Consider the following 24,391-nt stretch of genomic DNA (forward strand, 5'->3'; position numbering starts at 1 on the left):
CTGGAAGCGCACACGACACCGCAGGAATCGTTAGCAAGGCTTAGATGTTTCAATGGGGTGTGAGCCCCGAATCCGCGCATCGCCATCCACTGCCCGCCCTGACCCGGGTGCGATCGCTGCTGTTCGCCCGGCCCGCGCTGTGGAGCCGATCCGAATCCGGCGTGAAATCGGCGGCGGCGTTCGGCATCCCCGCAGCTCTCGCGGTGGCGGCGGGCCATCCCCAGGCGGCGCTGTTCACGACCTTCGGGGCGTTCGCGGTGCTGTACGGGGACGGGCGGCCGATCCGGGTGCGCGGGACCTTCGTCGCCGTGGCGGGCCTCGCGATCCTGCTGACCACCTGGCTCGGCGCCTGGACCGGACACGCGGTGGCCGGGCACGACTTCGCGCCCGCGGCGATGGCCGCATTGCTCACCGCAGTGGCGGCGGTGGCGGTGTGGGTGGTCACGGCGCTGCGATCGGGACCGCCGGGAGCGCTGTTCTTCGTGCTGGTGTGCTCGGCGGGAATGGCGGCGGCCCAGGCGGGCTCGGCGGCCGGGCAGATCGTCGAATTCGCTTCGTACGGGCTGATTTCCGCGCTGGCGGTGACCGCGGTCAGCGCGATGGTGGATCGCCTGCGCGGGGCGGACCTGCCGGGGCCGCGAGTGCCGAGCGTGGGCTATCGGCTGCGGCGCGGCCTCTCACCGCATTCGCATGCCCTGACCACGACCGCGCGCGCGGCCGCGGCGTGTGCGGCGGCCGGTGCGATCGGCGTGGCGCTGGGGTCGCTGCGGCCGTACTGGGCGATCATCGCCGCGCTGGTGATCCTGGCCAACGGGCCGGATCGAGTGCGCGGACATGCCCGGGCGATTCACCGCTTCGCCGGGACGGCGGCGGGACTCGCGCTGTTCGCGGCCCTGTACGCGCTGGAACCGTCCGGATACGTCCTGGTGGCCCTGCTGGCCTCGCTGATGTTCGCGATCGAACTGTTCATCGTCGGCAATTACGCGATCGCGGTGCTGTTCATCACCCCGACCGCGCTGCTCACCGGCGGGGCCGGCGTGCTGCACGGGTCGGCGCTGCCGATGATGCGGGACCGCCTGATCGAAACGCTGATCGGCGTCGCGGCCGCCGCCGTGTGCCTGAATATCGTTGCCCGGCGGGCACATCGGCGAGGACTGCGCTGGACGGCCGACCGGGTGCGGGCGACAGCGGCGGCGGTAGAGGCAGCCGGCGCCGATCGGGTGCGAAGCCTGGGCGACTCCCTCCACTTCGAGCTGACCGGACACGAGAACGCCGCGATGGACTGCGCACACAATGATCCGGCCTGGGTCCGCGAGCACTGGGACGACCACATGGCGCTCATCGGTCGCGGCCGAGAACTGGTCGCCCACGCATGAGGTACGGCGCAGGGTCTCAGCCGAGGCGGTAGACGTCGTAGTCGCCGAGGGGGCGGAAGCCCAGGCGCTGGTAGAGGGCTGTGCTGGTGGGGTTGGCCAGGTCGGCGAAGAGCATGATGTCGCTCGCGCCGGAGGCGAGGGCCTGGCGGCAGGCGAAGGTGGTGGCCGCCGCCGCGAAGCCCCTGGCGCGCAGGGGTTTCGGGGTGAAGACGGGTGCGATGCGGATGGTTCCGGCTACGGCCGGACCGGATCCGGCCATCGAGACCGGGGTGCCGTCCACTTCCCACAGGGACAGGCCGCCGCGGGGCAGGCGGTCGTCGATCGTGCGGTCCGGGTGCGCCGGGGGCGGATCGCCGATGTCCCGGGTGAATTCGAGCAGCCATTCGATCGCCAGGGCCCGGTCACGGTCCGTCGCGAGGCGTCCACGGCCGTCCGGCGTCGGTTCCGGCGGGACCAGATCACCCAGCCGGTAGAGGCGATCGGCGCGGCGCAGGGCGACCGCCGTGCCGTGCGTCCACGCCCAGACTTCGGCGACGGCCCGGGCGGAGTCCGACGGGCCGGACACCGCGGGCAGCGCCGGATCGATCGCCGAGTAGTCCCGTACGAGTGGAGCGATCGCCTCGAACGGCAATGGGGACACCACGATTCCGAAGGGCGGTGTCCGGAAGAAGGCGGCCGCGACCTCGCCGCCGGGAGTGGTCCACCACCCGAAATGGGGAGCGGCGTCCCCGAAGACCGTCAGCCCCTGCCGCTGTAGCCGGTCCAGCACCGTGACCAGCACGGTGTGCCGGACCGGATCCGACAGCAGGAATTCGCCGGCCGCCCGCTCGTATGCCGCCACATCCTCGGTAATCGTCCACCCCATACGTCCATCATGGCGCAGACGCCTGGAACGGGACAGCCCGCCGAGTCATACTCGGCGGGCTGTTCGGTGTCCGGCGCCGGGGGCGGGTTACTCGCCGGTCGAATCCGCCTGTTCGGCAGTGGAATCGGCGGTGCCCTTGATGTCCCAGGCGGCCATCATCGCGGCGAGGCCGTCGGCGGCGGCGGTGTCCTGGGTGGTCGATTCCTGGTCCGACATGGCGGGTACCTCTTTCTGCTACTTCCCTGACGAAAGGTTGATGGTACCGGCCGGTTTCAGTTGCCGCGCATCGAGAAGTAGCTTGCACCAAGCGATTTCGCACGACGGTGACGTGGGTCACGAAGGCTGGGGAGTGATCCGTTCGAGAGGGGTTGTGAGCGCGGTGTTCGGCGTCGTATATTCCACGTGGAATATTTGGCACGGAGGATCGGGGTGACGGGTGATGGCGTCACTCGAAACGGAGGTCGTGGTGATCAAGAAGCAGTCGGCTCCAGCGCTCACGCCGATGGCGCTGCTGGTTCTCGCACTGCTGGAGGAACGTCCGATGCACCCGTACGAGATGTATCAGCTGTTACTGAGCCGCCACGAGGACCAGTTCACCAAGATCAAGCCGGGGTCGCTGTATCACACGGTGGCACGACTGACCGATCAGGAACTGATCGCGGCGGAGAGCACCGATCGGGCCGGTAACCGGCCGGAACGGACCACCTACCGCATTTGCACGGCCGGGCACACGGCGCTGCGGGAACGAGTCCGGGACCTGCTGCGGGAACCGGTTCACGAGTACCCGGCGTTCGTGACCGGATTGGCCGAAGCGCACAATTTGCCGGTGGACGAGGTCATCGATGCCCTCCGCGAACGCGTCGCCTCGATCGAGGCGCGGGTCGCCGAGCTGACCACGCTCCGCGACCTGGCCGCCGCCTCCGATGTCCCGCGCCGTTACTGGATGCGGGTCGACTACATACGCGCGCACAGCACCGCCGAAGTCACCTGGCTGCGCGGACTCATGGACGAGCTCCGCAGCGGCGATCTCGAATGGGAAACCTTCGACTCCGAGTCCGGCGAGCGCGTCGACACCAGAACCCACTCCCAGGGATAGGAACCCGAATCCATGTCCACTCAACGCAATCCGTGGCTAGCGCTATACGCGCTGGTCGTCGGGTTCTTCATGATCCTGCTGGACATGACCATCGTCGCGGTGGCCAATCCGGCGATCATGAAGGACCTGCACGCCGATGTCTCCCAGGTCATCTGGGTCACCTCCGCCTACCTGCTGGCCTACGCGGTGCCGCTGCTGGTCACCGGCCGGCTCGGGGATCGCTTCGGCCCCAAGAACATCTACCTCGGCGGCCTGGTCGTGTTCACCCTCGCTTCGCTCTGGTGCGCCGAGTCGACCAGCATCAATATGCTGATCGCGGCCCGCGCCGTGCAGGGCCTGGGCGCGGCGCTGATGACGCCGCAGACCATGGCCGTCATCACCCGCACCTTCCCGCCGGACAAGCGCGGCGCGGCCATGGGCCTGTGGGGCGGCGTGGCCGGTCTGGCCACCCTGGTCGGCCCGATCCTGGGCGGCGTGCTGGTGGACTGGCAGGGCTGGCAGTGGATCTTCTACGTGAACGTGCCGATCGGCATCATCGCCTTCGCGCTGGCGTTCTGGCTGGTGCCGTCGCTGCCCACGCACGAGCACAAGTTCGATCTGGTCGGGGTGGTGCTGTCGGGCGTCGGCATGTTCCTGCTGGTGTTCGGCATCCAGGAGGGCAACACCCACGACTGGGACGCCGAGATCTGGGCCATGATCGCGGCCGGCGCCGTGGTGCTGGCGCTGTTCGTGGTGAACCAGGCGCGCAATACCGGTGAGCCGCTGGTGCCGCTGAGCCTGTTCAAGGACCGCAACTTCGCGCTGTCCAATGTGGGTATCGCGGCCATGGGCGCGGCGGTGACCAGTGTGTTCGTGCCCGCCTACTTCTATTTGCAGCAGGTGCACGAGCTGTCGCCGACCCGCTCGGCGCTGATCTTCGCGCCGATGGCCGTGCTGACCGGTGTGTTCGCGCCGATCATCGGCAAGATCTCCGACAAGGTCGCGCCGCGGGTCATCCCGACCATCGGTTTCGCGGTGTTCGCGGCCACCCTGTTCGGTTTCGCCGCGCTGATGAAGCCGGACGGCTCGCTGCCGCTGTTCATGATCGTCGGCGGCTTCGCCGGTATCGCCAATGCCTGCATCTGGGCGCCGCTGGCCTCCACCGCCACCCACAACCTGCCGGTGCAGCAGGCCGGTGCGGGTGCGGGCGTCTACAACACCACCCGCCAGGTGGGTTCGGTGCTCGGTTCGGCGGCGATCAGCGCGCTGCTGTCGGCGCGGATCTCGGCGCAGGGCCTGCAGAGCGGTCCGATCGGCGAGGGTTCGGGCGGTAAGAGCCTGAGCGATCTGCCCGCGCAGGTGCGGGATCCGATCCTGGAGAAGCTCAGCACCGCGCTGAGCCAGTCCATGTACCTGCCCGCGGCGATCCTGCTGATCGGTGTGGTCGCCTCGGCGATGTTCATCGGCTTCGGCAAGCAGGGCGACGGGCGGGCGGACGATATGGCGAAGGCCGATATCGGGGCGCACTGATCCCGACTGTTCGAAAGGCGCTGCCCGCCGGGGATTCCCGGCGGGCAGCGTCGTTTCCGCAGGGCGGATTCCCTCAGAGCAGCAGCCCGATCAGCCGCGTCCAATCGATCCCGATCTCGATGGGCATGTCGATCAGTGTCTCCCCGATGTGCGCGCCGAGGCGGCGCAGCGGCCGGTAGTGCCCCAGCACCAGGACATGGGTCTGAATCGCCTTCACCCGGTCCCGATCCATGTACACCAGCCAGTACCAAGGGATTCCGGCCAGCGCGTACTCGGCCATCTTGTCGGCGGCGTCGACCCGTTCGGTGGCCGGGGACACCACCTCGACGGCGATCTTCACCCGCGCGGCCTGCAGCGGCCCGACATCGGCGGGGGCGCAGGAGAACATGATGATGTCGGGGCGGCGGACGGTGAGCCGCGGCGATTCCCACAGCAGCACGTCCTGGTCGACGCCGACGTAGAGCGAGCCGTCGTTGTACCGGCTCATATGCTGCTCGGCCCCGGATTCCAGCATGGCGGCCAGCCGCCGGGTGGCATTACGGTACGGCAGCGCGGGCGTGTCGGCCCGGACCACATCCCCGTTGACCACCTCGACCAGCCGACGGAAGTCGGGCGGCAGCTGCTGCCAGACGTCGAGCGTGATCGGTCCGGGCTGCAGGTTCTCCGCCCGCGCCCATTCGAGTACTCCGGTCATGCGCTTCCTCTGTTCCGTCGAGGGATGCTCCCTGAACCGGTCGGACTGGGCGACGACTGCCGCGCCGATCCTAAACGGAGGCCGCGGGCAAAACGGCCATTCGGAACTGTCGCCCGTGCTCGACCGGCGTGTTCGTCAGCCGATTCGCACTGTCAGCGAGGGATATCCGGTCGCGCCGTCGGGCACGACGTCCTGTCGCCGCTCGGTCTGGGTCTCCCCCGTGCCGTCGGTGGCGCGCGCCCACACGGTGTGCACGCCGCTGCCCGCGGGCGCGTCCCAGTCGAAGGCCCACTGCACCCAGGTGTCGATGGACGGGGCGGCCGCCAGGCGCGCGGGCTGCCAGTCCCCTTGGTCGATACGGACTTCCACGCCGCGGATGCCGCGATGCTGCGCCCACGCCACCCCTGCGACGGTGACCTTGCCGGGTGTGAGGGTGCGGCCGCGCGGGGTGTCGATGCGGCATTCGGTCTTGATGGGGCCGTACGCCGACCAGCCGCGTCTGGTCCAGAACGCTTCCGCGCGATCGAATCTGGTGATCTCGAGTTCGGTCACCCATTTGGTGGCCGACACGTACCCGTACAGGCCCGGCACCACCAGCCGCGCCGGATAGCCGTGCGCGGTGGGCAACGGTTCACCGTTCATGCCGACGGCGAGCATGGCGTCGCGGCCGTCGGTGAGCACGGCGAGGGGGCTGCCCGCGGTGAAGCCGTCGATACTGCGGGAGAGCACCATGTCGGCGTCGGGGTACGGCCCGGCCTGGGCGATGAGTTCGTCGAGCCGGTAACCGAGCCAGCGGGCATTGCCGACCAGATCGCCGCCGACCGGGTTGGAGACACAGGCCAGGGTGACCAGCCGCTCGATCGGAGTGCGTGCGGCGAGATCGGCGTAGCTCAAACGGATCTCGCGATCGACCATGCCGTGGATGCGCAGGGACCAGTCGTCCTTGCTGACCTGCGGCACGGTGAGCGCGGTGTCGATGCGGTAGAAGCTGGAGTTCGAGGTGAGGTAGGGGGTGAGGCCCGGCAGTCTCAGGTCCGCGCCCGGATCGATCGGCGGCTCGACGCCGGTCGGCGTGGGCAACTCGACATCGGCCCGCTCGGCGGAGACGTCCCGCGACCGCAGCCCGACGATCCGTCCGGCCACGCCACCGGCGACCGCGACGGCGCCGGTGATGGCGAGCCAGCGCATCATCTGGCGCCGTTGCGTGGCCTGTTCTTCGGCGGACTCCGCGGCCGCCGGTGTCGCGGCGGCGCGTTCCGCGGACTCCTCGAGGCGACGAATCAGGCTGCGCAGCGCGAGAATTCCGGCCGCGGTGCCGAGCAGCGCGGGTATCGACCAGGTCCACGCGGCGGCCGGACGTCCCATCGCGGCCAGCGTCGCGAGCAGTCCGAAGACCCCGAACAGGATCGATCCCCAGGGCCGCCGGGCCCGCTCGGCGAGTCCGGCGACGGCCGCCAGCACGACGGCCGCCACGCCCATCGACACGAACAACAGCAGTTTGTCGTTGGTGCCGACCAGCCCGATCACCCATTCCCGGAACCCGTCCGGCGTATGGTCCACGACCCACGCCCCGACGGCCTGCAAGGGGGTGCTGTCGGGACTGATCAGCACCGACACCACTTCGGCCACGCCCAGCGTGACCAGGCCCGCGACGATGCCGCCGGCGATTCGTACTTCGCGATCGGCCACGAAACCGACCCTACTGCGGGAACCCCCGCGCGAGCCCGCGCGAGAAATGACGATCCGGTGACGTCGTCACATGGTGGCGGAACCGGTGTAGTTGATCATCCACGGCACCGAGAACTTGTCGGTGACCATGGCGAAGGCGTCGGCCCACTCGACCTTGCCGAGCGGCATGGTGACGGTGCCGCCGGGGGCGAACTCGTTGAACAGGCGCTCGGCCTCGGCCGCGGACTCCACCTCGACCTGGACGGCGAAGCCGGGGTTGGAGTTGTCGATGTCGTTGCCGGGCGGGGTGTCCGACACCATGAGGATATTGGTGGCGCTCAGCGGCAGCTGCGCGTTGGCGACCCGGTTGGCGATCTCCGGGGGCAGGTCGCCGGGGGTGTCGCCGCCCATGTCACCGAAGCGGACGATGGTGGCCTCGCCGCCGAAGACGGACTGGTAGAAGGTGATCGCCTCCTCGGCATTGCCGTTGAAGACCAGGTACGGGTTCAGTGCGGGCATGGGTTCCTCCTCGGTCGGTGTGGCGGGTGCGGCGGCACCCGACAGGTAGGACGCGGGGGCCGCCCGGAAATCATCGGTCGTCGCCGGGAAATTTCGGTGAATGCGAGAAATATTCGGTGCGTCCCCCGGTTGACCTAGCTATGAGCGAACTGCCCCGGGTCCAGCACCGTCACCTCGAGGTGGACGGCGTCGACGTGTTCTACCGCGAATCGGTCCCCGCCCGCGCCGACGCCCCGGTCCTGCTGCTACTGCACGGTTTTCCCACCGCCTCGCACCAGTTCCGGCGGCTCATGGACGCGCTCGGCGACCGCTACCGGCTGATCGCGCCCGACTACCCGGGTTTCGGAAACACCGTGGCGCCGGCGGATTTCGACTACACCTTCGACCGGTTGGCCGACATCACCGAGGGATTCGTGCGGGGGCTGGGCCTGACCCGGTTCGCCATGTACATCTTCGACTTCGGCGCGCCGATCGGCCTGCGGCTGGCCGCCCGCCATCCGGAGTGGATCGCCGGGCTGGTGGTCCAGAACGGCAATGCCTACGAGGCCGGATTGTCCGAGGCCGCACAGGGTTTCGTCGCGCTGCGACCCGATCACGAGGGCGACGAGGAGGTCATCCTCGGCCTGCTCACCCTCGAGGGCACCCGCGGCCAGTACGAGGGCGGCGTTCCCGATCCGAGCCTGCTGAACCCCGACGCCTGGACCCTGGACCAGCACTTCCTGGACCTCCCCGGCCGCAAGGAAGCGCAGCTGGCCCTGGCCTACGACTACAAGTCGAATGTGGCCCGCTACCCCGAATGGCAAGCGTGGCTGCGCAAGTACACTCCCCCGACCCTCATCACGTGGGGTGCGAACGACATGTTCTTCCCCGCCCCCGGGGCGCACGCCTATCTCGCGGACGTTCCCGAGGCCGAACTGCACCTGTTCGACACGGGCCATTTCGCGCTGGAGACGCATGTGGCCGAGATCGCCCCGCTCATCGCGGACTTCCTCGACCGGCTGCCCGCTACCCAGGGATAGGGAAGGGGCCCACGGGAAAACCGTGAGCCCCAACCATGTTCCTGTGCGGGTCCGGGGGCTCAGCCCCCGGGAACCCTCCCAACTCCGGTCAGGAGTTGTAGATCGCGTCCACGTCGGCCGCGTACTGCTTCATGACGACGGCCCGCTTGAGCGACAGCTTCGGGGTCAGCTCGCCACCCTCCTGGGTCCAGTCGACCGGCAGGATGCGAACCTTCTTGATCGCCTCGGCGTGCGAGACCAGCTTGTTGGTCGCCGCGACCGCGTCGTTGATCTCGCCGACCAGGGCCGGGTTCTCGATGACGTGCTCGATCGGGGTGTCGGCCGGAATGCCGTTGCGCGCCTTCCACGCCGGCAGCGCCTCGGGGTCGAGGGTGACCAGCGCGCCGATGAAGGGCTGCCCGTCGCCGACCACCATGACCTGGCTGATCAGCGCGTTCTGCCGCAGCGAGTCCTCGAGCATGGCCGGGGAGACGTTCTTGCCGCCCGCGGTGACCAGGATTTCCTTCTTGCGACCGGTGATCGCGATGAAGCCCTGCTCGTCGATGGCGCCCAGGTCGCCGGTCTTGAACCAGCCGTCGGCGTCGAACGCGTCGGCGCTGGCCTCCGGGTTGTTCCAGTAGCCGCCGAACACGACCGGGCCGCGGATCAGCAGTTCGCCGTCGTCGGCGACCTTGGCGCCGTGGCCGGGCAGCGGGCGGCCGACCGAGCCGACCTTGATGTGGCGCGGGGTGTTCACGCTGACGGCGGCGGTGGACTCGGTCAGACCGTAGCCCTCGTAGATGGTGACGCCGGCGCCGCGGAAGTAGTGGCCCAGGCGCGCGCCCAGCGGGCCGCCGCCGGAGACGGCGGACTCGCACTGGCCGCCCATGGCCTCGCGCAGCTTGGAGTAGACCAGCTTGTCGAACAGCATGTGCTGGGCCTTGAGCACCAGGTTCGGCTTGCCGTCCTGCTGGGCCTGGCTGTACTGGATGGCGATCTCGGTGGCGTAGTCGAAGATCTTGCCCTTGCCGCCGTCGTGCGCCTTCTGCTTGGCGCCGTTGAACACCTTCTCGAACACGCGCGGCACCGAGAGGATGAAGTTCGGCTTGTACTGGCCGAACTGCTCGACCAGGGTGGACCAGTCGGCGGTGTGGGCGACGGTGACGCCGGCGTCGAACGCGGCCAGCGCGACCGCGCGGGCGAAGACGTGGGCCAGCGGCAGGAACAGCAGCGACTTGCGGCCGGGGCGCAGGAACTCGCTCATGGCGGAGCGGTCGGCGGCCGACTCGGCGTACAGGTTGGCGTGCGAGAGCATGACGCCCTTGGGCCGGCCGGTGGTGCCGGAGGTGTAGATGAGGGTCGCCGGGGAGGCGGCCTTCACCTGGGCGCGGCGCTCGTGCACCACGGCGTCGTCGAGTTCGGCGCCGCGCGCGGTGAGTTCGGCGATCGCGCCCTTGTCGACCTGCAGCACCTCGCGCAGGCTGTCCAGTCCGGACTCGATCTCGGCGATGGTGGCGCGGTGCTTGTCGTTCTGGACGACGGTGAGCTTGGTGGCGGAGTCCTCGAGGATCCAGCGCGCCTGCTCGGCGGAGGAGGAGTCGTAGATCGCGACGGTGCAGCCGCCGGCCGCCCAGATGGCGAAGTCCAGCACGACCCACTCGTAGCTGGTCTGAGCCATGATGGCGACGCGGTCGCCGAGCTCGATACCGGAGGCCACCAGTCCCTTGGCCACGTCGGTCACGGTCTTCGCGAACGTCGCCGCCGTGACGTCGTTCCAGCCGCCCTTGCCATTCGGAGTGTTGAAGACCACCAGGTCAGGGGTCTTCTCAGCATGCCGGAACGCGCCGTCCGACATGTTGGCGTTCTCCGGAATGGTGTAGGTAGCCGGGACTTCGAACTCTCGCATCGCTGCCCTTCCACAGAGGTTTACTGGCGGGTAATTTACGCCACGCTCACAGGTAACTCTCCGCGGACCGCCCGAACCTGTTCCCGGACGGTCTCGCGCTGTGACTCTTCTCTATCCTATTGACCGGCTTTGGGCTGGTCGAAGCGCCTGGCGCAGGAACTGTCCGAGTTCGACGGTGACCGCCGCGGCCGGCGCCACCAGAGCCGCCTGCAGCTGGGCGACATGCCAGAGACCCTCGGTCTCGGTGAACTCGGTCGGCACACCCGCCGCACGCAGCTGCGCCACCAGCCGCGTGCACTGGTCGTGCAGCAGCTCGGCCTTGTCGGCCTGGACGTAGGTAGGCGGCAGACCGCGCAGTTCGCCCAGCAGCGGCGCGTACCCGGCGTCCGTGCCGTCGCCGCCACCCAGGTAGGCCGCGGCGCAGGCTCGCGACCACGGCTTGTTGATGACCAGATCCCGGTTGCGGGTGGGGACCTCGTTCGGGTCGGCCCACGGCGCGATCAGGCCCAGGGCGGCCGGGGTCAGGCCGTGCCGGTCGCGCAGCCGCTCGGCCAGCGCCAGCGACAGCCCGCCACCGGCCGAATCACCGGCCACCGCAATGCGTTCCGGCTGGAAACCGGTCTGGACCAGTTCCAGGAACGCGGCCTCGGCGTCCTCGAGCGCCGCCGGGAACGGGTGTTCGGGGGCCAGTCGGTAGTCGGGAACCTGCACAGCGCAACCGGTTTCGCGGGACAGGTAGGCCGCCAGCGAGCGGTGCGTGAGCGGCGAGCCGACGGTGTAGCCGCCGCCGTGCAGGTACAGCACGGTGGCGCTGTCGGAGACCGGCCCGACCGAGACGCGCTCGGCCGGGCGGCCACCGAGGCGGACGTGCTCGACATGGGTGCCGCGCGGCGCGCGCTGCGCCGCCGAACCCCAATCCATCAGTGCCCGCTGGACACCGAACGGGAGCCGGTGATTGAGCATCACCCGGAAGACCGGGTTCAGCACGGCTCGGACGACAGGCAACGGCAGTGTCACATCGGGCATGACCGAATGTCCTTCAGAATCGCTGTATTACGGCAGGAACCGCTTCTGCACCACCGCGGAGATCCGCTGGTAGTACGAAGCCGTGGTGCGCACGAACAGGTCGAGGGCCTTGGCCTCCCAGCCGATCAGCACGCGGCCGTGGCCCTTGCGGACCGCCTCGGTGATGGTCTGCGCGGCCATCTCCGGGGTGTGCAGCGCGAGCTTGCTGTCGAACAGGCTGGCCAGGTTCTTCTGGTCCAGGCCCTCGGAGACGGTGGCGTTGCGGGCGACGGCGGTCTTGATGCCGCCGGGGTGCACGCAGGTGACCTGGACCGGGGTGCCGCTCATCAGCATTTCCTGGCGCAGCGCCTCGGTGAAGCCGCGGACCGCGAACTTGGCCGAGTTGTAGGCGCTCTGGCCGGGGACCGCGATCAGGCCGAAGAGGCTGGACACGTTCACCACGTGGCCGTCACCGGATTCGATGAGGTACGGCAGGAACGCCTTGGTGCCGTTGACGACGCCCCAGAAGTCGACGTCCATGATGCGTTCGATGTCCTTGAACGCGGTGTCGGTGACATTGCCGTGGTGGGCGATGCCGGCGTTGTTGTAGATCTGGTTGACCTTGCCGAAGTGCTTCTTCACCGCGTCGGCGTAGAGCAGCACGGCCTCACGCTCGGCCACGTTGAGCCGATCGGACTTGACCTTCACGCCGTACTTCTCGCAGCGCCGCACGGTCTCGGCGAGGCCCTCGGCGTCGATGTCGGACAGCGCCAGGTGCGCCCCGCGCCGGGCCAGGTTCTCCGCCAGCGCCCGGCCGATGCCGGAACCGGCACCGGTGATCACGCAGACCTTGTCCTTGAAGTAAGCATCGTTGCTCACGGCTACCGCTTTCGGTTGGTAAGGAGTGGGGGGTGACTAAACGGCCTGTGCGACAGGCTGAGTGGTGGTCTCGTAGGCCGCCACGTCGAAGTGCTCGAGCAGGCTGCGGAACCGGAAGGTGAAGTCCGGCCACAGCGTGGTGTTGTTGCCGTGCTTGTCGAGGTACCAGGAGGCGCAGCCGCCGGTGCTCCACACCGCGCCCTCCAGCTTGCGCTGCAGACCCGCGTTGTACTCGTCCTGCACGTCCTTGCGGACCTCGACGGTGCGCAGGCGCAGGTTGTCGAACTGGGCGATGGCGTCGGAGATGTAGTTGATCTGCGACTCCAGCATGAACACCATCGAGGTGTGGCCCAGGCCGACGTTCGGGCCGAGCATGAAGAACATGTTGGGGTAGTTGTTGATCGCCGAACCCTTGTAGCCCTGCTGGCCGATGGCGTCGAACACCTCGGACAGGGTACGGCCGTCGCGACCGGAAACCGTGTCGTAGACCGGCGAGTCGGTCACGTGGAAGCCGGTGGCCACGACGATCGCGTCCACCTCGCGCTCGACGCCGTCCTTGGTGACGATGGCGTTCGGGCGGATCTCCTTGATGCCGTCGGTCACCAGGTCCACATTGTCGCGGCCCAGCGCCGGGTAGTACTCGTTGGAGATCAGCATGCGCTTGCAGCCGATGCGGAAGTCCGGGGTGACCTTGCGGCGCAGCTCGGGATCGCGCACCTCGGCGAACAGCTTGGCGCGGGCGATGGCCTCCAGGCCGAGCATGGCGGGCGGGAACTTGGCCAGGCCGACCACCTGGGTCTCGCGGGCCGCGTAGATGCCGGCGCGGTAGAGGTTGCGCAGCGCGGGAATCTTCCTGAGCGCGAACTTCTCCGGGGCCAGGTACTCGCGGTCGACGCGGGGCAGCAGCCAGGGGGCGGTGCGCTGGTAGACGTCCAGGTGCGCCACCTTGGCGGCGATGTTCGGGACGATCTGGATGGCGGAGGCGCCGGTGCCGATGACGGCGACGCGCTTGCCGGTCAGGTCGGAGTCGTGGTTCCAGCGGGCGGAGTGGAAGATCTCGCCCTGGAAGTCGTTGATGCCCTTGATGTCCGGCAGGTTCGGCTCGCACAGCGCGCCGACCGCGGAGACCAGGATGTCCGCGGTGAACGGGCCCTGGCTGGTCTGGAGCTCCCAGCGCGCCTCGGCGGCGTTCCACTGGGCGCCGGTCATCTCGCAGTCGAAGATGTGCTTGTCGCGCACGTCGTACTTGTCGGCGACGCCCTGGATGTAGCGCTGGATCTCCGGCTGCTTGGAGAACGAGCGCGACCATTCCGGGTTGGTCGCGAAGGAGTACGAGTACAGCTGCGAGGGGACGTCGCAGGCCGCGCCCGGGTAGGTGTTGTCGCGCCAGGTGCCGCCGACGTCATTGCCGCGCTCGAGCACGAGGTAGTCGGAGCGACCCTGCTTGCTCAGCCGGATGGCCAGGCCCAGGCCCGAGAACCCGCTGCCGACGATGATCACGTGGGCGTGCCGGGCAGGCCGGTTGCCGACAGCTTTGTCTGTAACCTTGCGACTCATGTACCCGAGAATATGGTCTTATTGAGTGGGAGTCAATACTCTTATTGAGCGCAAGTCAATACTATTGACTCGGGTTCAGTAATCGTCGAACCTCATTCAGTACTGTCGGACAAGTGACCAAGGAGCGCGCCGTGAGCAGCAGACCGGACAGCCGGGTCAAACGCGTGCGCCTCAGCCCCGGCGAACGCCGCGAGCAGCTGATCACGCTCGGCGCCCGCATGCTGCGCGAACGCGCCCTCGAGGACATCTCGATCGTCGAGATCGCGGCCCAGGCCGGCATCTCCCGCGGCCTGCTCTTCCACTACTTCCCCACCAAGCAGGACTTCCACCTGGCGATCGTCAACCACGCCAACGCCGAACTCCTCGAACGCACCACCCCCGACCCCGCCCTCCCGCTGTTCGACATGCTGCGCGACGCCATCGAGCGCTACATCGCCTACGTCACCGAGAACCGCACGTCCTACCTCGCCCTGCTGCGCGGCCCCGCCAGCGCCAGCCCCGAACTCGTGGCCCTCGTCAACGCCACCCGCATGGCGCTGGTCAACCGCATCCTCACCGAGGCCCCCATCCCCGTCGAGGACCCCGACCGCCCCCGCCTCGCCCTGGCGGTCCGCGGCTGGATCGCCTTCGTCGAGGAGACCACCCTCACCTGGCTGCGCGAGGAACCCATCCCCCGAGAAGCCCTCGTGGACATGCTCGTAGCCTCCCTGCCCGCCCTCGCGCTCAACGCAGATCTGGCCGCCGCCCTTCAGCAGTGAACGCCGCCGCGGCGATCATGAGCTCGGCCGCCAGCTGACTGTGGACCACCAGCAGACGGCGATACAGCTCGTCGACCGCGATACATCCGGACGGTGATGCGGGTGCCGACATCGGTCACACCTCCCGAGGGTCGTGCCCCGAACCGGATGGTGGGGAGACTTCTGTCCCGAGAGTCGCACGCGCCGGTGGCGAACACGCCTGAAAAATCAGGTCACCCGAGCGTCTTTCGCGAAAACATCCGTCAACTCCGCTGCCCGCCGCAGGTTTTCGAGATCACGAACGATGACGTGCCGCTTCATCAGGCAAACCGACCCGTCCGTGCCCAGTTCCTTCATCGCCTTGCCCACCGCGTCCACCCGCGCCCCGACCAGATTGCCCAGCTCCTCGTAGGACAGCCGCACGGTGAGCTCCCACCCCGCCTCCACCCGCCGCCCGTACGACTCGACGAACTCGACGAGCAGGCGCGCCAGCCGCACCCGCACCTGATGGTCGCCGAAATCCAGGCGGCGCTGATCCGACCAGGCCAGCCGGTCGGCCAGGGAACGGCACAGCACCAGGGAACCGTCGTGATGGGTTTCCAGGAAGGTCATGAACGCCGTGCCCGGGATGCGGTGCACGATGGTGGGCGTGCACACGGTCGCGGTGTTGGAGCGCAGCGAATCCGGCACCAGCGCACCGAGTTCGCCGATCACGTCCCCGCTGACCCGGATCGCGAGCAGCCGGCCGTCGGCCGTGGTGATCTTCACGCACGCCGATACCGAGCGGTCGCGCGAGCGCAACAGGTACACCATGCTGCCGGGATCGCCCTGCCGCATGAGCACCGTGCCCGGCGGGCCGTACGTCCGCGTGCCGAGCCGGAGCAGCGACCGCCGCGATCGCGGGCACAGCCGCTCCATGAAAGTGCCTGTGGGCCAGGGCCAATTGCCCAGATGATCGTCGTCAGGTGAGTTCACCGTCGTATCCAGTTCCGTACCGCCGTTGGAAGCTGCCCCCGAACCCTCCACGGTAGGCGACCGAAAGGGTTTGTGGCACAGCGCGGCGGCGGTCGACCCGGATCAGAGGGCGTGGGCGTCGAGCCAGGTGCGGGCCACGGCGGCGGGGATGGCGTTCTGGTCGCGGATCTGGTGGATCATGTCGGCGAGTTCGGTGGTGGTGAGTTCGCCTGCCACGTAGTTGAGTTTGCGGAGCTGCGGGTCGGTGAGGGCTGACTTGCGGAGGATGGGGGCGACCATGGCGGCGCGGAAGGCGTAGTCGGGGTCGGCCAGGGCGGTGAGGTCGGCGCCGTCGCCGGGGAGGAAGGCGGCCGGGCCGGGGAGGACGGCCAGCTCGATCTCGCCTTCGGAGAGCGCTTTTCGGAGGTCGGCGGGGGTGGTGAAGGTGACCGTGCGGGTGATGGCGCAGTGGTAGGTGGCGCGCAGGGGGGTGAGAACGTCACGGTCGGGGTCGAGGGGGGCGCGCTGGACGTCCAGCGGGACGCCGGTGTCGATGCCGACGATGAGGTCGTCGCAGCGGGGCCCGAGGTCCTTCAGGGAGGACGGGAGGTCCGTGGGGTGCGCGGCGGAGGCGACCACGCTGGGGCGCAGGTCGGTGCCGTCGGCGGGGTCGGAGGTGGTGACGCCCTGTGGAAGGGCTTTGGCGAGGGCCGCATTCACCGCGTCCGGCTTGGTGACGGTGGCGGTCGAGTCGAGGGCGGTGAGGATGTCGCCGGTGATGTCGCCGAACAGGGCGAGGTCGCCGGAGTCGAGGGCGGCGAGCAGATCACCGCGGGAACCCACCCGTTCCTCGACGCGGGTGTGCAGGCCGGTGCGGGCCAGCGCGCCGGCGTAGAGTTCGGCGATCATCCGGGACTGCGGCGAATCTCCTGCTCCCACCGTCACAACCGGACCGGTGTCCGCGCTGCCGCAGGCCACCGCGGCCACCGCGATCGCGGTGACGAGCGCGCCCCGGCCCAGTGTTCGCACGGCACAAACCAATCGGTTGGATCCGGTCCCGGACGTGCGCGCGCGACGCGACGGACGACGGCGGGCGGCGCGACGGCCGAGCGCCTGCGAGGGGTGGGAGTCAGTGCCGGACACGCGCAACAGTCTGCCGCGCCGACCCTCGCGGCGGTGAAACCGGGCCGGACATCGGGCGTGCCGTTTCCGCCGGAAGCGCGAAACCGACCGTAGGTAGGCACCGTTCATGGGATTAGACGGGCAATATGGACAGTTAGGTCTGTTCCAGGGGTGGTGACACCCCGCCCGCCGCAGGCATCCCGCTCGGAAGGACGACAGTGCAATCGCTCATCACCACGCGCGCCGATGGCAAGCGCATCTCCCGGACCGTACTCCGAATCCTGGCCGCGTCGGTCGCGCTGGCCGCCGCCATGGCACTGTCCGCCTGTGGCGACAACAAGTCCAATCCGCTCGGTGGGGGCGGCAGCTGCGGCGGCGACGCGAACAAGGTGACCGTCGGGTCCGCCAACTTCCCCGAATCCGAGACCGTGGCCGACGTGTACGCGGAGGCGTTGCGGGCCAACGGGTTCAGTGTCGACACCAAACTCAATATCGGCAGCCGTGAAGCCTACGTGCCCGCCTTGAAGCAGTGCGCCATCGACCTGATCCCGGACTACACCGGCAATCTGCTGCAATATCTGGACAAATCGAGCACCGCCACCACACCCGACGAAGTGAACGCCGCACTCGCCAAGGCGCTCGGCGATCAGCTCGCCATCGGCGCGCCCGCGCCCGGCGAGGACTCCGACGCCGTCGTCGTCACCAAGGCCACCGCCGAGAAATGGAATCTGACCAGCATCGCCGACCTGGCCGCGCACTCGGCCGAGGTGAAACTGGCCGCGCCCGCGGAATTCTCCGAACGGCCGGGCGGGCTACCCGGCCTGAAGAAGAACTACGGACTCGACATCGCCGCCGCCAACTTCGTGCCGATCGCCGACGGCGGCGGCCCCGCCACCGTGAAGGCGCTGACCGACGGCCAGGTCACCGCCGCCGACATCTTCACCACCTCCCCCGCCATCGCCGCCAACAATCTGGTGGTGCTGACCGACCCCAAGCACAACTTCCCGCCCCAGAACGTGGCGCCGCTCTACAACACCGCCAAGAAGAGCGACAAACTGACCAAGGTGCTCGACGCGACCTCCGCGAAACTCACCACCGCCGAACTCATCTCGCTCAATACCGCCGTCTCCGGCAGCAGCAAGACCGAACCGGCCGCCGCCGCCCGCCAGTGGGTCGCCGCGCAGGGGCTCGACAAGCCGATCGCATAAAAGGAGGCGGAACACGGTGTCCGACATCGAATTCACCGGCGTCAGCAAGACCTACCCGGACGGCACCACCGCCGTCCACGACCTGAGCCTGCGCATCGAGTCCGGGTCGTTCACCGTGTTCGTGGGACCGTCCGGCTGCGGCAAGACCACCTCCATGCGCATGATCAACCGGATGATCAGCCCCAGTGTCGGCGCCATCACCGTTGGCGGACAGGACATTTCCCGGGTCGACCCGGTAAAGCTGCGGCTCGGCATCGGGTACGTGATCCAGAGCGCCGGACTGCTGCCGCACCGCACCGTCGTCGACAATGTGGCCACCGTGCCGGTGCTGCGCGGGCAATCCCGGCGCGCGGCCCGGCAAGCGGCGCTCGAGGTGATGGATCGCGTCGGGCTGGATCGTGGTCTGGCGCATCGCTATCCGGCGCAACTCTCCGGCGGCCAGCAGCAGCGCGTCGGCGTCGCCCGGGCGCTGGCCGCCGACCCGCCCATTCTGCTCATGGACGAACCGTTCAGCGCCGTCGACCCCGTCGTGCGCACCGAACTCCAGAACGAGATGCTGCGACTGCAGGCCGAACTGCACAAGACCATCGTCTTCGTCACCCACGACATCGACGAGGCCATCAAACTCGGCGACCACATCGCCGTCTTCGGGCCCGGCGGGCGCCTGCAACAACACGATGTCCCGCAGACCGTACTCGCCCGGCCCGCCACCGATTTCGTGGCCGGATTCGTGGGCCGCGACCGCGGCTACCGCGAACTGTCCTTCCGGCCCGCCGACGCCGTACCCCTGCACGACCTTCCCACCGTCTCCCCCGAACAGGTGCCCGGCATCCGGTTGGACGAGGGCGAATGGCGGCTCGTCATCGACGAGGCCAAGAAGCCGATGGGCTGGATCGACACCACCGGCGTGGAAGGCGTCCGCGCCGGACACCCGCTCGCCGGCAGCATGGCCTCGGGCGGCTCCCTGTTCCCGCCCGGCGGCGACCTGCGCCAGGCTCTCGACGCCACCATCTCCTCCCCTGCGGAAATCGGTGTCGCCGTGGACGATTCCGGCGGCGTGCGCGGCGCCATCTACGCCCGCGACGTGCTCGAACAGCTACACCGCCAGCGCACCGCCGAGGACGCCGAACGCAATCGGGTCTTCTTCGGGGAGACCACGTGAGGCGCCTCGGCCCAACCCGGCCCTGCCGCGGGGAACTCCCGCCGGCGGTTCAGGCGATGTCGGCGGGCGCGGCCAGCGCCGCCTGCATCGCCACTCCGTCGATGTACGTGTGCTTCTCGAGCACGGCGCCGTCGCGAACCAGCACCATATCCGCGATATCGATATCGACCGGACTACCCGTGATCGAGGTCCCGGACAGCTTCCACTGCACCGCCCAGAAATCCTCCCCCACACGCAGATTCACCACATGGAAGGTCAGATCCGGCACCAGCGCGAAGTTCTCCGCCGCCGCCGCGCGAATCGCCTCCCGCCCCCGCGCGGGCTCCCGACCCGAATGCAGATGGAAGATCGAATCCGGAGTGTGCATCGCGGCGATCCGATCCGGATCACGATCCGCCCAACAGGCGTGATAGCGCTCGAACAGGTCTCTGATGGCATCCGACATCATCAGAATCCTTCCACGAGAGTCATACAGTGTGTCTGTATGTCGTACAGTCCAGGCTACCGACCGACCACTCGATCCTGGTCGAATCCAAGAAGTCTCGTACCAGGCCGGTTGGTGGCCCGGCACCAGCCCGAACACGGGCGCGCATGGTGTTGTGTCCATACTCCGATGACCGAAACTCGTGACGTAGATTCGTCTGTCATGACCGACAGCCGAGCAGCCGGCAGGCCACGTGGCAGGGTCTGCTTCGCGGGTCGAACCAAGGAGCCCCGGTGAGGTATCTGCTGGACAATTTCGGCGAGATCGCCGGATACGCCCGCACCCACCTGTGGCTGGCGCTGCTGCCGCTGGCGCTCGGACTGGTGATCGCGATCCCGGCGGGCGCGCTCGCGCATCGGGCGCGCTGGCTGCGGCGGATCACCACCACCGCGGCCGGGATCGCCTACACGATTCCGTCGCTGGCGTTGTTCGTGATCCTGCCGCCGCTGCTCGGCATCGGGGTCATCGATCCGCTGAATGTCGTTATCGCCCTGACCATCTACTCGGTCGCGCTGCTGGTGACCGCGGTGCCGGCGGCATTGGACTCGGTGCCCGACGCCACCCTCGACGCGGCCGACGCCATCGGGTACCCGCGCTGGCGGCGGGTGCTCACCGTCGACTTCCCGCTCGCGCTGCCCGTCTTCCTCGCCAACCTGCGGGTCGTGGCCGTCACCAATATCTCCATGGTGACCGTCGGCGCGCTGATCGGGGTGGGCGGGCTCGGCAAGCTGTTCACGCAGGGGTATCAGCGCGACTATCCGGACGAGATCGTGGCGGGCATCATCGTCGTCCTGGTGTTGGCCTTGATCGTGGACCGGGCGCTGTACCTGCTGGGCAAGGTGGCGACGCCGTGGCTGAAAGGGGTTGCGCGGTGAACCTTTTCGTCGATGCCTGGCACTTCCTCACCGACGGCGCGAACTGGTCCGGGCCCGCCGGGATCGGGCGGCGGCTGCTCGAACACCTCTGGTACAGCCTACTGGCCGTGGGACTTTCGGCCGTGATCGCGGTGCCCATCGGACTGCTGATCGGGCACACCCGGCGCGGGTCGGCGCTCATCGTCGGATTCGCGAACTCCATGCGCGCCCTGCCCACCCTCGGTGTGCTCACCTTCGTGGTGCTGCTCATGGGGCTGGGGCTCACCCCGCCGCTGCTGGCGCTGCTCACCGTCGGCATTCCGCCGCTGCTGGCGGGCGCGTACGCGGGCATCGCGAACGTGGACCCCATCGTGGTCGACGCCTCCCGCGCCATGGGCATGAGCGAGCCGCGGGTGCTGCTCCGCGTCGAACTCCCCAACGCGCTGCCGGTGCTGCTCAGCGGCCTGCGCGCGGCCACCCTGCAGGTGGTGGCGACCGCGACCATCGCCGCCTACGTGAACCTGGGCGGGCTCGGCCGGTACATCTTCGACGGCATCAGCCTCTACCGGTACGACAAGGTGTTGGTCGGCGCGATCCTGGTGGCCGCGCTGGCGCTCACCCTGGACGGTCTGCTGGCCTTCGTGGTGTGGCTGAGCGCGCCCGGGACCGGACGATTCGGCCAGGTCACCGGCAGGATCCGAAACAGGCGCATTGACCTTCCGGTGTGACTGGGGTCACGATGTCTCGTGGCACACCCATCCGAGACAGGAGGTTCGCAGTGAAGGCTCGCGACATCATGCACCGGAATGCGGAATGCATCCCCGCTGATGAGACGCTCGACCGCGCCGCCCAGATGATGCGCAACATGGACGTCGGCGCCCTGCCGATCTGTGACGGCGACCAGATGATCGGCATGCTCACCGACCGCGACATCGTGGTCAACTGCATCGCCATGGGACACGATCCGGGCAAGGTCCGCGCCGGCGACCTGGCCCAGGGCCGGGTGTGGTCGGTGGACGTCGACACCGACCTCGGAACCGTCCTCGACGTCATGGAACAGAACCAGATCAAACGCATGCCCGTCCTCGACATGCGCAAGGGCAACAAGCTCGCCGGCATGATCTGCGAATCCGATCTCGCCAAGAACGTCAGCGACAAGCAGCTCGCCGCGTTCATCAGCGCCGTCGCGGTGCCGCACTAATTTCACCGGAAGCGTCCCGGTTCGCAGCGGATTCACAGCCGCCGACCGGAGAATTGCCGGGTGCAACCGGGACGCATCCTTGTCATCGAAGACGCCGAAGCCATTCGCGCGGCGGTGGGAGCCGGGCTCACCGCCGCCGGGCACGACGTGCTCGCCCGCGGCGACGGCGCGCTCCTCGAACAAGACCTCACCAGGTACCGGCCCGACGTGGTGGTCCTCGACGTCGGACTGCCCGGGCGGGACGGGTTCGCGCTCCTGGAATCGGTGCGGGCGCGCTCCGCCGCGGGCGTGGTCATGCTCACCGCCCGCGACGGCGTCGAGGACCGGGTCCGCGGACTGCGCGCCGGATCCGACGACTACCTGGTGAAACCGTTCGACCTCACCGAACTCGTCGCACGCGTGGACGCGCTGCTGCGGCGAATGGGGAAACTCCAGCGCCGCACCGTGATCGGCGACCTCGAGGTGACCGTGGACACCGGCACCGCGCGCCGGGGCGGACAGGAACTCACGCTCACCGCCACCGAATTCAAACTGCTGGCGTACCTCGCGGCGCAACGCGACCGGGTGGTGACCAAGACCCAGATCCTCACGGCCGTGTGGGGCTACGACGACTACGACCCGAACCTGGTCGAAGTGCACGTCAGCGCACTGCGACGCAAGCTCGAGGAACACGGGGAACGGGTCGTGCACACGGTGCGCGGACTCGGCTACACCCTGCGGGCGCCGAAGTGAGGACCGTGTCGCTGCGCGGGCGGGTAACCCTCACCGCCGCACTGGTTTCCGGGATCGTCCTGGTGCTGGTCGGGGTGAGCGTGCACGCGTTGTTCGGGCTGGTCGTCAACCGCAGCGAGAACACCGTGCTGACCGACCGAGCCCAACTGGCCCGCGAACTCGCGCACAACGGGGTGACACCGGAAGATCTCGTCTCCCGCGTCGACACCCGATCGGTGCGGGTGCGGCTCGTGCTCGCCGACGGCCGCACCTTCGGCAGCCTCGATCACCGCATCGCCGAGGACAGCACCACCAAGACGCGCCTGATCCGGCTGAGCGGGTCCGGGGCGATCGACGGCGGCCGGCTCACCCTGCAGATCGACACTCCCCTGCTGGCTCGCGTGCAATCGCGGCTGGGGCTGCTGCTGGTCATGGCCACGACCTTCGCCATCGCGGTCATCTCACTCGCGCTCTGGTTCGGCGTGCGCCGCGCCCTCGAACCGCTCGACGCCATGACCAGACTGGCCCGCGACATCGCCCACGGTCACCTCGGCCGACGGCTCGAGCCCTCCCGCACCGACACCGAATTGGGGCGCACCGCCGCGGCATTCGACGAAATGCTGGACGCGCTGGAAGGGGCGTTGCGGGACACGGCGGCCGCCGAGGCCCGGGCCCGCGCCTCCGAGCAGCGGATCCGCGCGTTCGTCGGGGACGCCGCACACGAATTACGCACACCCGTCACAGGCGTGCGCTCACTCGCCGAAGCGGTCCTGCAACAGCCCACCGACACCGATCCCGAGGATCGACAACGGATGCTGCTCCTCCTGGTCCGCGAGACACATCGCGCGGGACGGCTGGTCGACGATCTGCTCGACCTGGCGCGCATCGACGCCGGGCTCCAGCTTCGGCGCGAACCCGTCGATCTGCGCGCGCTCGCCGACGCCCAATTCGACAGCATGCGAATGCTGCATCCGGACACCGAATTCCATCTCACCGGTGATCCGGTCACCGCTTCCGCCGATCCCGAGCGCATCACACAGATCCTCACCAATCTGCTGACCAACGCCTGCCAGGCCATGCGGGACCACGGCTCGGTCACCATCGACGTGCGTGCCGCCCTGGACCGATCCGACTCCAGCACAGCCGAACTGACGATTTCCGACACCGGTCCCGGCATCCCCGCCGAAGCCCGCGAACGGATCTTCGACCGCCTGGTCCGCCTCGATTCCGCCCGCGACACCCGCCCCGACGGGTCCGGTCTCGGCCTGGCCATCGCCCGCGGCCTCGCCCGCGCCCACGGCGGCGACCTGGCCTGCGTCGACCCCGAGCCGCTCGGCGTGCGGGGCGCGGTCTTCCGCCTCACCCTCCCCGCCTGAAGATCACCTGAAGAAGCCCGCCGGCTTCAGGGAGGCTTCAGGTTCGGCGGGCAGATTCGACGGCGAACCCACCACACAACCTGGAGTGAGCATGAAACGCACCCTCGCCGTGGCCCTCGCCGGAGCCGCCGGAGCCGCCGCCATCGCCCTCGCGATCCCCGGCACCGCCTCCGCCGACACCCCCACCTGCGGACCCGCCGCCGCGGCCGCCGCGCGCGCCGACTCCGCACCGAAGGTCGCCGCCTACCTGGCCGCGCATCCCGATGTGGCCGCCGAGATCGCGAAGGTCAAGGCGCTGCCCAAGGATCAGCGGCGGGCGGAACTGAAGGCGTGGCGCGAGGCCAATCCGCAGCAGGCGCAGGATCTGAAGGCGGCGCGCCAGGCTGTCATCGACTACCACAAGGCTTGCGGCAAGCAGCACAAGTAGTCGGTCATCGCGCGTGGGGCCCGGTCGAGCACGGTCAGCACGGTGAGCGCGGTCCCCGCCTGCTGCGAGAACTGTTGCAGCAG

26 protein-coding genes are annotated in these 24,391 nt (G+C 68.8%); 13 read left to right on the forward strand and 13 right to left on the reverse strand.

What is annotated here, in order from left to right; all coding sequences use genetic code 11:
* The first annotated feature begins 44 nt into the window (after positions 1-44).
* Positions 45-1,376, forward strand: coding sequence for an FUSC family protein (locus ABZ382_RS12105; RefSeq protein WP_357087248.1), 1,332 nt, complete (start codon positions 45-47; stop codon positions 1,374-1,376).
* A gap of 16 nt (positions 1,377-1,392) precedes the next feature.
* Here the strand turns inward: ABZ382_RS12105 and ABZ382_RS12110 are convergent, their stop codons facing one another.
* Together ABZ382_RS12110 and ABZ382_RS12115 are read right to left on the reverse strand one after the other, a co-directional pair.
* On the reverse strand, positions 1,393-2,241 hold the full coding sequence (locus ABZ382_RS12110) for a GNAT family N-acetyltransferase (protein WP_357087251.1): 849 nt from the start codon (positions 2,239-2,241) through the stop codon (positions 1,393-1,395).
* A gap of 87 nt (positions 2,242-2,328) precedes the next feature.
* The gene (locus tag ABZ382_RS12115; RefSeq protein ID WP_357087253.1) at positions 2,329-2,457 is read right to left on the reverse strand and encodes a hypothetical protein; all 129 of its coding nucleotides are present in this window, start codon (positions 2,455-2,457) and stop codon (positions 2,329-2,331) included.
* A gap of 223 nt (positions 2,458-2,680) precedes the next feature.
* Between ABZ382_RS12115 and ABZ382_RS12120 the strand changes: the two genes are divergently transcribed.
* Both ABZ382_RS12120 and ABZ382_RS12125 read left to right on the forward strand, forming a co-directional pair.
* Positions 2,681-3,337, forward strand: coding sequence for a PadR family transcriptional regulator (locus tag ABZ382_RS12120; RefSeq protein WP_357087255.1), 657 nt, complete (start codon positions 2,681-2,683; stop codon positions 3,335-3,337).
* Between the two features lie 12 nt (positions 3,338-3,349).
* Positions 3,350-4,846 carry a DHA2 family efflux MFS transporter permease subunit gene (locus tag ABZ382_RS12125; RefSeq protein WP_357087257.1) on the forward strand — a complete coding sequence of 499 codons (1,497 nt, stop codon included), beginning with the start codon at positions 3,350-3,352 and terminating at the stop codon, positions 4,844-4,846.
* Positions 4,847-4,919: 73 nt separating this feature from the next.
* On the opposite strand, the gene ABZ382_RS12130 is transcribed toward ABZ382_RS12125, so the two are convergent.
* The 3 genes from ABZ382_RS12130 to ABZ382_RS12140 form a co-directional block, all read right to left on the reverse strand.
* Positions 4,920-5,540, reverse strand: coding sequence for a Uma2 family endonuclease (locus ABZ382_RS12130; protein ID WP_357087260.1), 621 nt, complete (start codon positions 5,538-5,540; stop codon positions 4,920-4,922).
* Positions 5,541-5,675: 135 nt separating this feature from the next.
* The gene (locus ABZ382_RS12135) at positions 5,676-7,229 is read right to left on the reverse strand and encodes a molybdopterin-dependent oxidoreductase (protein ID WP_357087263.1); all 1,554 of its coding nucleotides are present in this window, start codon (positions 7,227-7,229) and stop codon (positions 5,676-5,678) included.
* A 66-nt stretch (positions 7,230-7,295) separates the two neighbouring features.
* Positions 7,296-7,727 (reverse strand): VOC family protein, encoded by a 432-nt coding sequence (locus ABZ382_RS12140; RefSeq protein WP_357087266.1) that lies wholly within the window; start codon positions 7,725-7,727, stop codon positions 7,296-7,298.
* Positions 7,728-7,867: 140 nt separating this feature from the next.
* Here ABZ382_RS12140 and ABZ382_RS12145 point away from each other — a divergent pair, with 140 nt between their 5' ends.
* Positions 7,868-8,746: an alpha/beta hydrolase gene (locus ABZ382_RS12145; protein WP_357087268.1), complete on the forward strand. Its 879-nt coding sequence runs from the start codon at positions 7,868-7,870 to the stop codon at positions 8,744-8,746.
* An 88-nt stretch (positions 8,747-8,834) separates the two neighbouring features.
* On the opposite strand, the gene ABZ382_RS12150 is transcribed toward ABZ382_RS12145, so the two are convergent.
* From ABZ382_RS12150 to ABZ382_RS12165, 4 genes are all read right to left on the reverse strand, one after another.
* Positions 8,835-10,631, reverse strand: coding sequence for a long-chain fatty acid--CoA ligase (locus tag ABZ382_RS12150; protein WP_357087270.1), 1,797 nt, complete (start codon positions 10,629-10,631; stop codon positions 8,835-8,837).
* A 111-nt stretch (positions 10,632-10,742) separates the two neighbouring features.
* Positions 10,743-11,657 (reverse strand): alpha/beta hydrolase, encoded by a 915-nt coding sequence (locus ABZ382_RS12155; RefSeq protein WP_357087272.1) that lies wholly within the window; start codon positions 11,655-11,657, stop codon positions 10,743-10,745.
* Between the two features lie 27 nt (positions 11,658-11,684).
* On the reverse strand, positions 11,685-12,515 hold the full coding sequence (locus tag ABZ382_RS12160) for an SDR family oxidoreductase (protein ID WP_357087274.1): 831 nt from the start codon (positions 12,513-12,515) through the stop codon (positions 11,685-11,687).
* Positions 12,516-12,551: 36 nt separating this feature from the next.
* Positions 12,552-14,072, reverse strand: a complete 1,521-nt coding sequence (locus tag ABZ382_RS12165; RefSeq protein ID WP_357087276.1) for an NAD(P)/FAD-dependent oxidoreductase — start codon at positions 14,070-14,072, stop codon at positions 12,552-12,554.
* A 131-nt stretch (positions 14,073-14,203) separates the two neighbouring features.
* On the opposite strand from ABZ382_RS12165, the gene ABZ382_RS12170 reads away from it, so the two are divergent.
* Positions 14,204-14,830, forward strand: a complete 627-nt coding sequence (locus ABZ382_RS12170; RefSeq protein WP_357087278.1) for a TetR/AcrR family transcriptional regulator — start codon at positions 14,204-14,206, stop codon at positions 14,828-14,830.
* Here the strand turns inward: ABZ382_RS12170 and ABZ382_RS12175 are convergent.
* The 3 genes from ABZ382_RS12175 to ABZ382_RS12185 all read right to left on the reverse strand — a co-directional run bounded on the left by ABZ382_RS12175 (position 14,796) and on the right by ABZ382_RS12185 (position 16,792).
* The gene (locus ABZ382_RS12175; protein ID WP_357087281.1) at positions 14,796-14,942 is read right to left on the reverse strand and encodes a hypothetical protein; all 147 of its coding nucleotides are present in this window, start codon (positions 14,940-14,942) and stop codon (positions 14,796-14,798) included. The genes ABZ382_RS12170 and ABZ382_RS12175 overlap by 35 nt on opposite strands.
* 95 nt (positions 14,943-15,037) lie before the next feature.
* Positions 15,038-15,784 carry a Crp/Fnr family transcriptional regulator gene (locus tag ABZ382_RS12180; RefSeq protein ID WP_357087283.1) on the reverse strand — a complete coding sequence of 249 codons (747 nt, stop codon included), beginning with the start codon at positions 15,782-15,784 and terminating at the stop codon, positions 15,038-15,040.
* Between the two features lie 102 nt (positions 15,785-15,886).
* Positions 15,887-16,792: a glycine betaine ABC transporter substrate-binding protein gene (locus ABZ382_RS12185; RefSeq protein WP_357087285.1), complete on the reverse strand. Its 906-nt coding sequence runs from the start codon at positions 16,790-16,792 to the stop codon at positions 15,887-15,889.
* A gap of 404 nt (positions 16,793-17,196) precedes the next feature.
* On the opposite strand from ABZ382_RS12185, the gene ABZ382_RS12190 reads away from it, so the two are divergent.
* Both ABZ382_RS12190 and ABZ382_RS12195 read left to right on the forward strand, forming a co-directional pair.
* Positions 17,197-18,093 carry an ABC transporter substrate-binding protein gene (locus tag ABZ382_RS12190; protein ID WP_357087371.1) on the forward strand — a complete coding sequence of 299 codons (897 nt, stop codon included), beginning with the start codon at positions 17,197-17,199 and terminating at the stop codon, positions 18,091-18,093.
* 16 nt (positions 18,094-18,109) lie between these two features.
* The gene (locus ABZ382_RS12195; protein ID WP_357087287.1) at positions 18,110-19,255 is read left to right on the forward strand and encodes an ATP-binding cassette domain-containing protein; all 1,146 of its coding nucleotides are present in this window, start codon (positions 18,110-18,112) and stop codon (positions 19,253-19,255) included.
* Positions 19,256-19,304: 49 nt separating this feature from the next.
* Here the strand turns inward: ABZ382_RS12195 and ABZ382_RS12200 are convergent, their stop codons facing one another.
* Entirely contained in the window at positions 19,305-19,700 is a 396-nt protein-coding gene (locus tag ABZ382_RS12200; protein WP_357087289.1) for a nuclear transport factor 2 family protein, read from the reverse strand.
* A 272-nt stretch (positions 19,701-19,972) separates the two neighbouring features.
* Between ABZ382_RS12200 and ABZ382_RS12205 the strand changes: the two genes are divergently transcribed.
* The 6 genes from ABZ382_RS12205 (at position 19,973) to ABZ382_RS12230 (ending at position 24,308) form a co-directional block, all read left to right on the forward strand.
* Complete coding sequence (locus ABZ382_RS12205) at positions 19,973-20,614, forward strand: ABC transporter permease (RefSeq protein WP_357087290.1); 642 nt, start codon at positions 19,973-19,975, stop codon at positions 20,612-20,614.
* The gene (locus tag ABZ382_RS12210; protein WP_357087374.1) at positions 20,611-21,321 is read left to right on the forward strand and encodes an ABC transporter permease; all 711 of its coding nucleotides are present in this window, start codon (positions 20,611-20,613) and stop codon (positions 21,319-21,321) included. The genes ABZ382_RS12205 and ABZ382_RS12210 overlap by 4 nt, the downstream gene beginning before the upstream one ends.
* Before the next feature lie 50 nt (positions 21,322-21,371).
* Positions 21,372-21,794, forward strand: coding sequence for a CBS domain-containing protein (locus ABZ382_RS12215; RefSeq protein WP_357087292.1), 423 nt, complete (start codon positions 21,372-21,374; stop codon positions 21,792-21,794).
* 60 nt (positions 21,795-21,854) lie between these two features.
* Complete coding sequence (locus tag ABZ382_RS12220) at positions 21,855-22,526, forward strand: response regulator transcription factor (protein ID WP_357087294.1); 672 nt, start codon at positions 21,855-21,857, stop codon at positions 22,524-22,526.
* Positions 22,527-22,531: 5 nt separating this feature from the next.
* Positions 22,532-23,881 (forward strand): HAMP domain-containing sensor histidine kinase, encoded by a 1,350-nt coding sequence (locus ABZ382_RS12225; RefSeq protein WP_357087296.1) that lies wholly within the window; start codon positions 22,532-22,534, stop codon positions 23,879-23,881.
* A 91-nt stretch (positions 23,882-23,972) separates the two neighbouring features.
* Positions 23,973-24,308, forward strand: a complete 336-nt coding sequence (locus ABZ382_RS12230) for a hemophore-related protein (protein WP_357087298.1) — start codon at positions 23,973-23,975, stop codon at positions 24,306-24,308.
* The last annotated feature ends 83 nt before the right edge of the window (positions 24,309-24,391 follow it).

The organism is Nocardia sp. NPDC005825 (genome assembly GCF_040630175.1).
In the GTDB taxonomy this organism is placed as follows: Bacteria; Actinomycetota; Actinomycetes; order Mycobacteriales; family Mycobacteriaceae; genus Nocardia.

Bases quoted from the DNA above. Each gene is read 5' to 3' on its own strand.
- ABZ382_RS12105 (WP_357087248.1), top strand. From the start codon at position 45: ATGTTTCAATGGGGTGTGAGCCCCGAATCCGCGCATCGCCATCCACTG.
- ABZ382_RS12110 (WP_357087251.1), bottom strand. From the start codon at position 2,241: ATGGGGTGGACGATTACCGAGGATGTGGCGGCATACGAGCGGGCGGCC.
- ABZ382_RS12115 (WP_357087253.1), bottom strand. From the start codon at position 2,457: ATGTCGGACCAGGAATCGACCACCCAGGACACCGCCGCCGCCGACGGC.
- ABZ382_RS12120 (WP_357087255.1), top strand. From the start codon at position 2,681: ATGGCGTCACTCGAAACGGAGGTCGTGGTGATCAAGAAGCAGTCGGCT.
- ABZ382_RS12125 (WP_357087257.1), top strand. From the start codon at position 3,350: ATGTCCACTCAACGCAATCCGTGGCTAGCGCTATACGCGCTGGTCGTC.
- ABZ382_RS12130 (WP_357087260.1), bottom strand. From the start codon at position 5,540: ATGACCGGAGTACTCGAATGGGCGCGGGCGGAGAACCTGCAGCCCGGA.
- ABZ382_RS12140 (WP_357087266.1), bottom strand. From the start codon at position 7,727: ATGCCCGCACTGAACCCGTACCTGGTCTTCAACGGCAATGCCGAGGAG.
- ABZ382_RS12145 (WP_357087268.1), top strand. From the start codon at position 7,868: ATGAGCGAACTGCCCCGGGTCCAGCACCGTCACCTCGAGGTGGACGGC.
- ABZ382_RS12150 (WP_357087270.1), bottom strand. From the start codon at position 10,631: ATGCGAGAGTTCGAAGTCCCGGCTACCTACACCATTCCGGAGAACGCC.
- ABZ382_RS12155 (WP_357087272.1), bottom strand. From the start codon at position 11,657: ATGCCCGATGTGACACTGCCGTTGCCTGTCGTCCGAGCCGTGCTGAAC.
- ABZ382_RS12165 (WP_357087276.1), bottom strand. From the start codon at position 14,072: ATGAGTCGCAAGGTTACAGACAAAGCTGTCGGCAACCGGCCTGCCCGG.
- ABZ382_RS12175 (WP_357087281.1), bottom strand. From the start codon at position 14,942: ATGTCGGCACCCGCATCACCGTCCGGATGTATCGCGGTCGACGAGCTG.
- ABZ382_RS12190 (WP_357087371.1), top strand. From the start codon at position 17,197: ATGGCACTGTCCGCCTGTGGCGACAACAAGTCCAATCCGCTCGGTGGG.
- ABZ382_RS12200 (WP_357087289.1), bottom strand. From the start codon at position 19,700: ATGTCGGATGCCATCAGAGACCTGTTCGAGCGCTATCACGCCTGTTGG.
- ABZ382_RS12230 (WP_357087298.1), top strand. From the start codon at position 23,973: ATGAAACGCACCCTCGCCGTGGCCCTCGCCGGAGCCGCCGGAGCCGCC.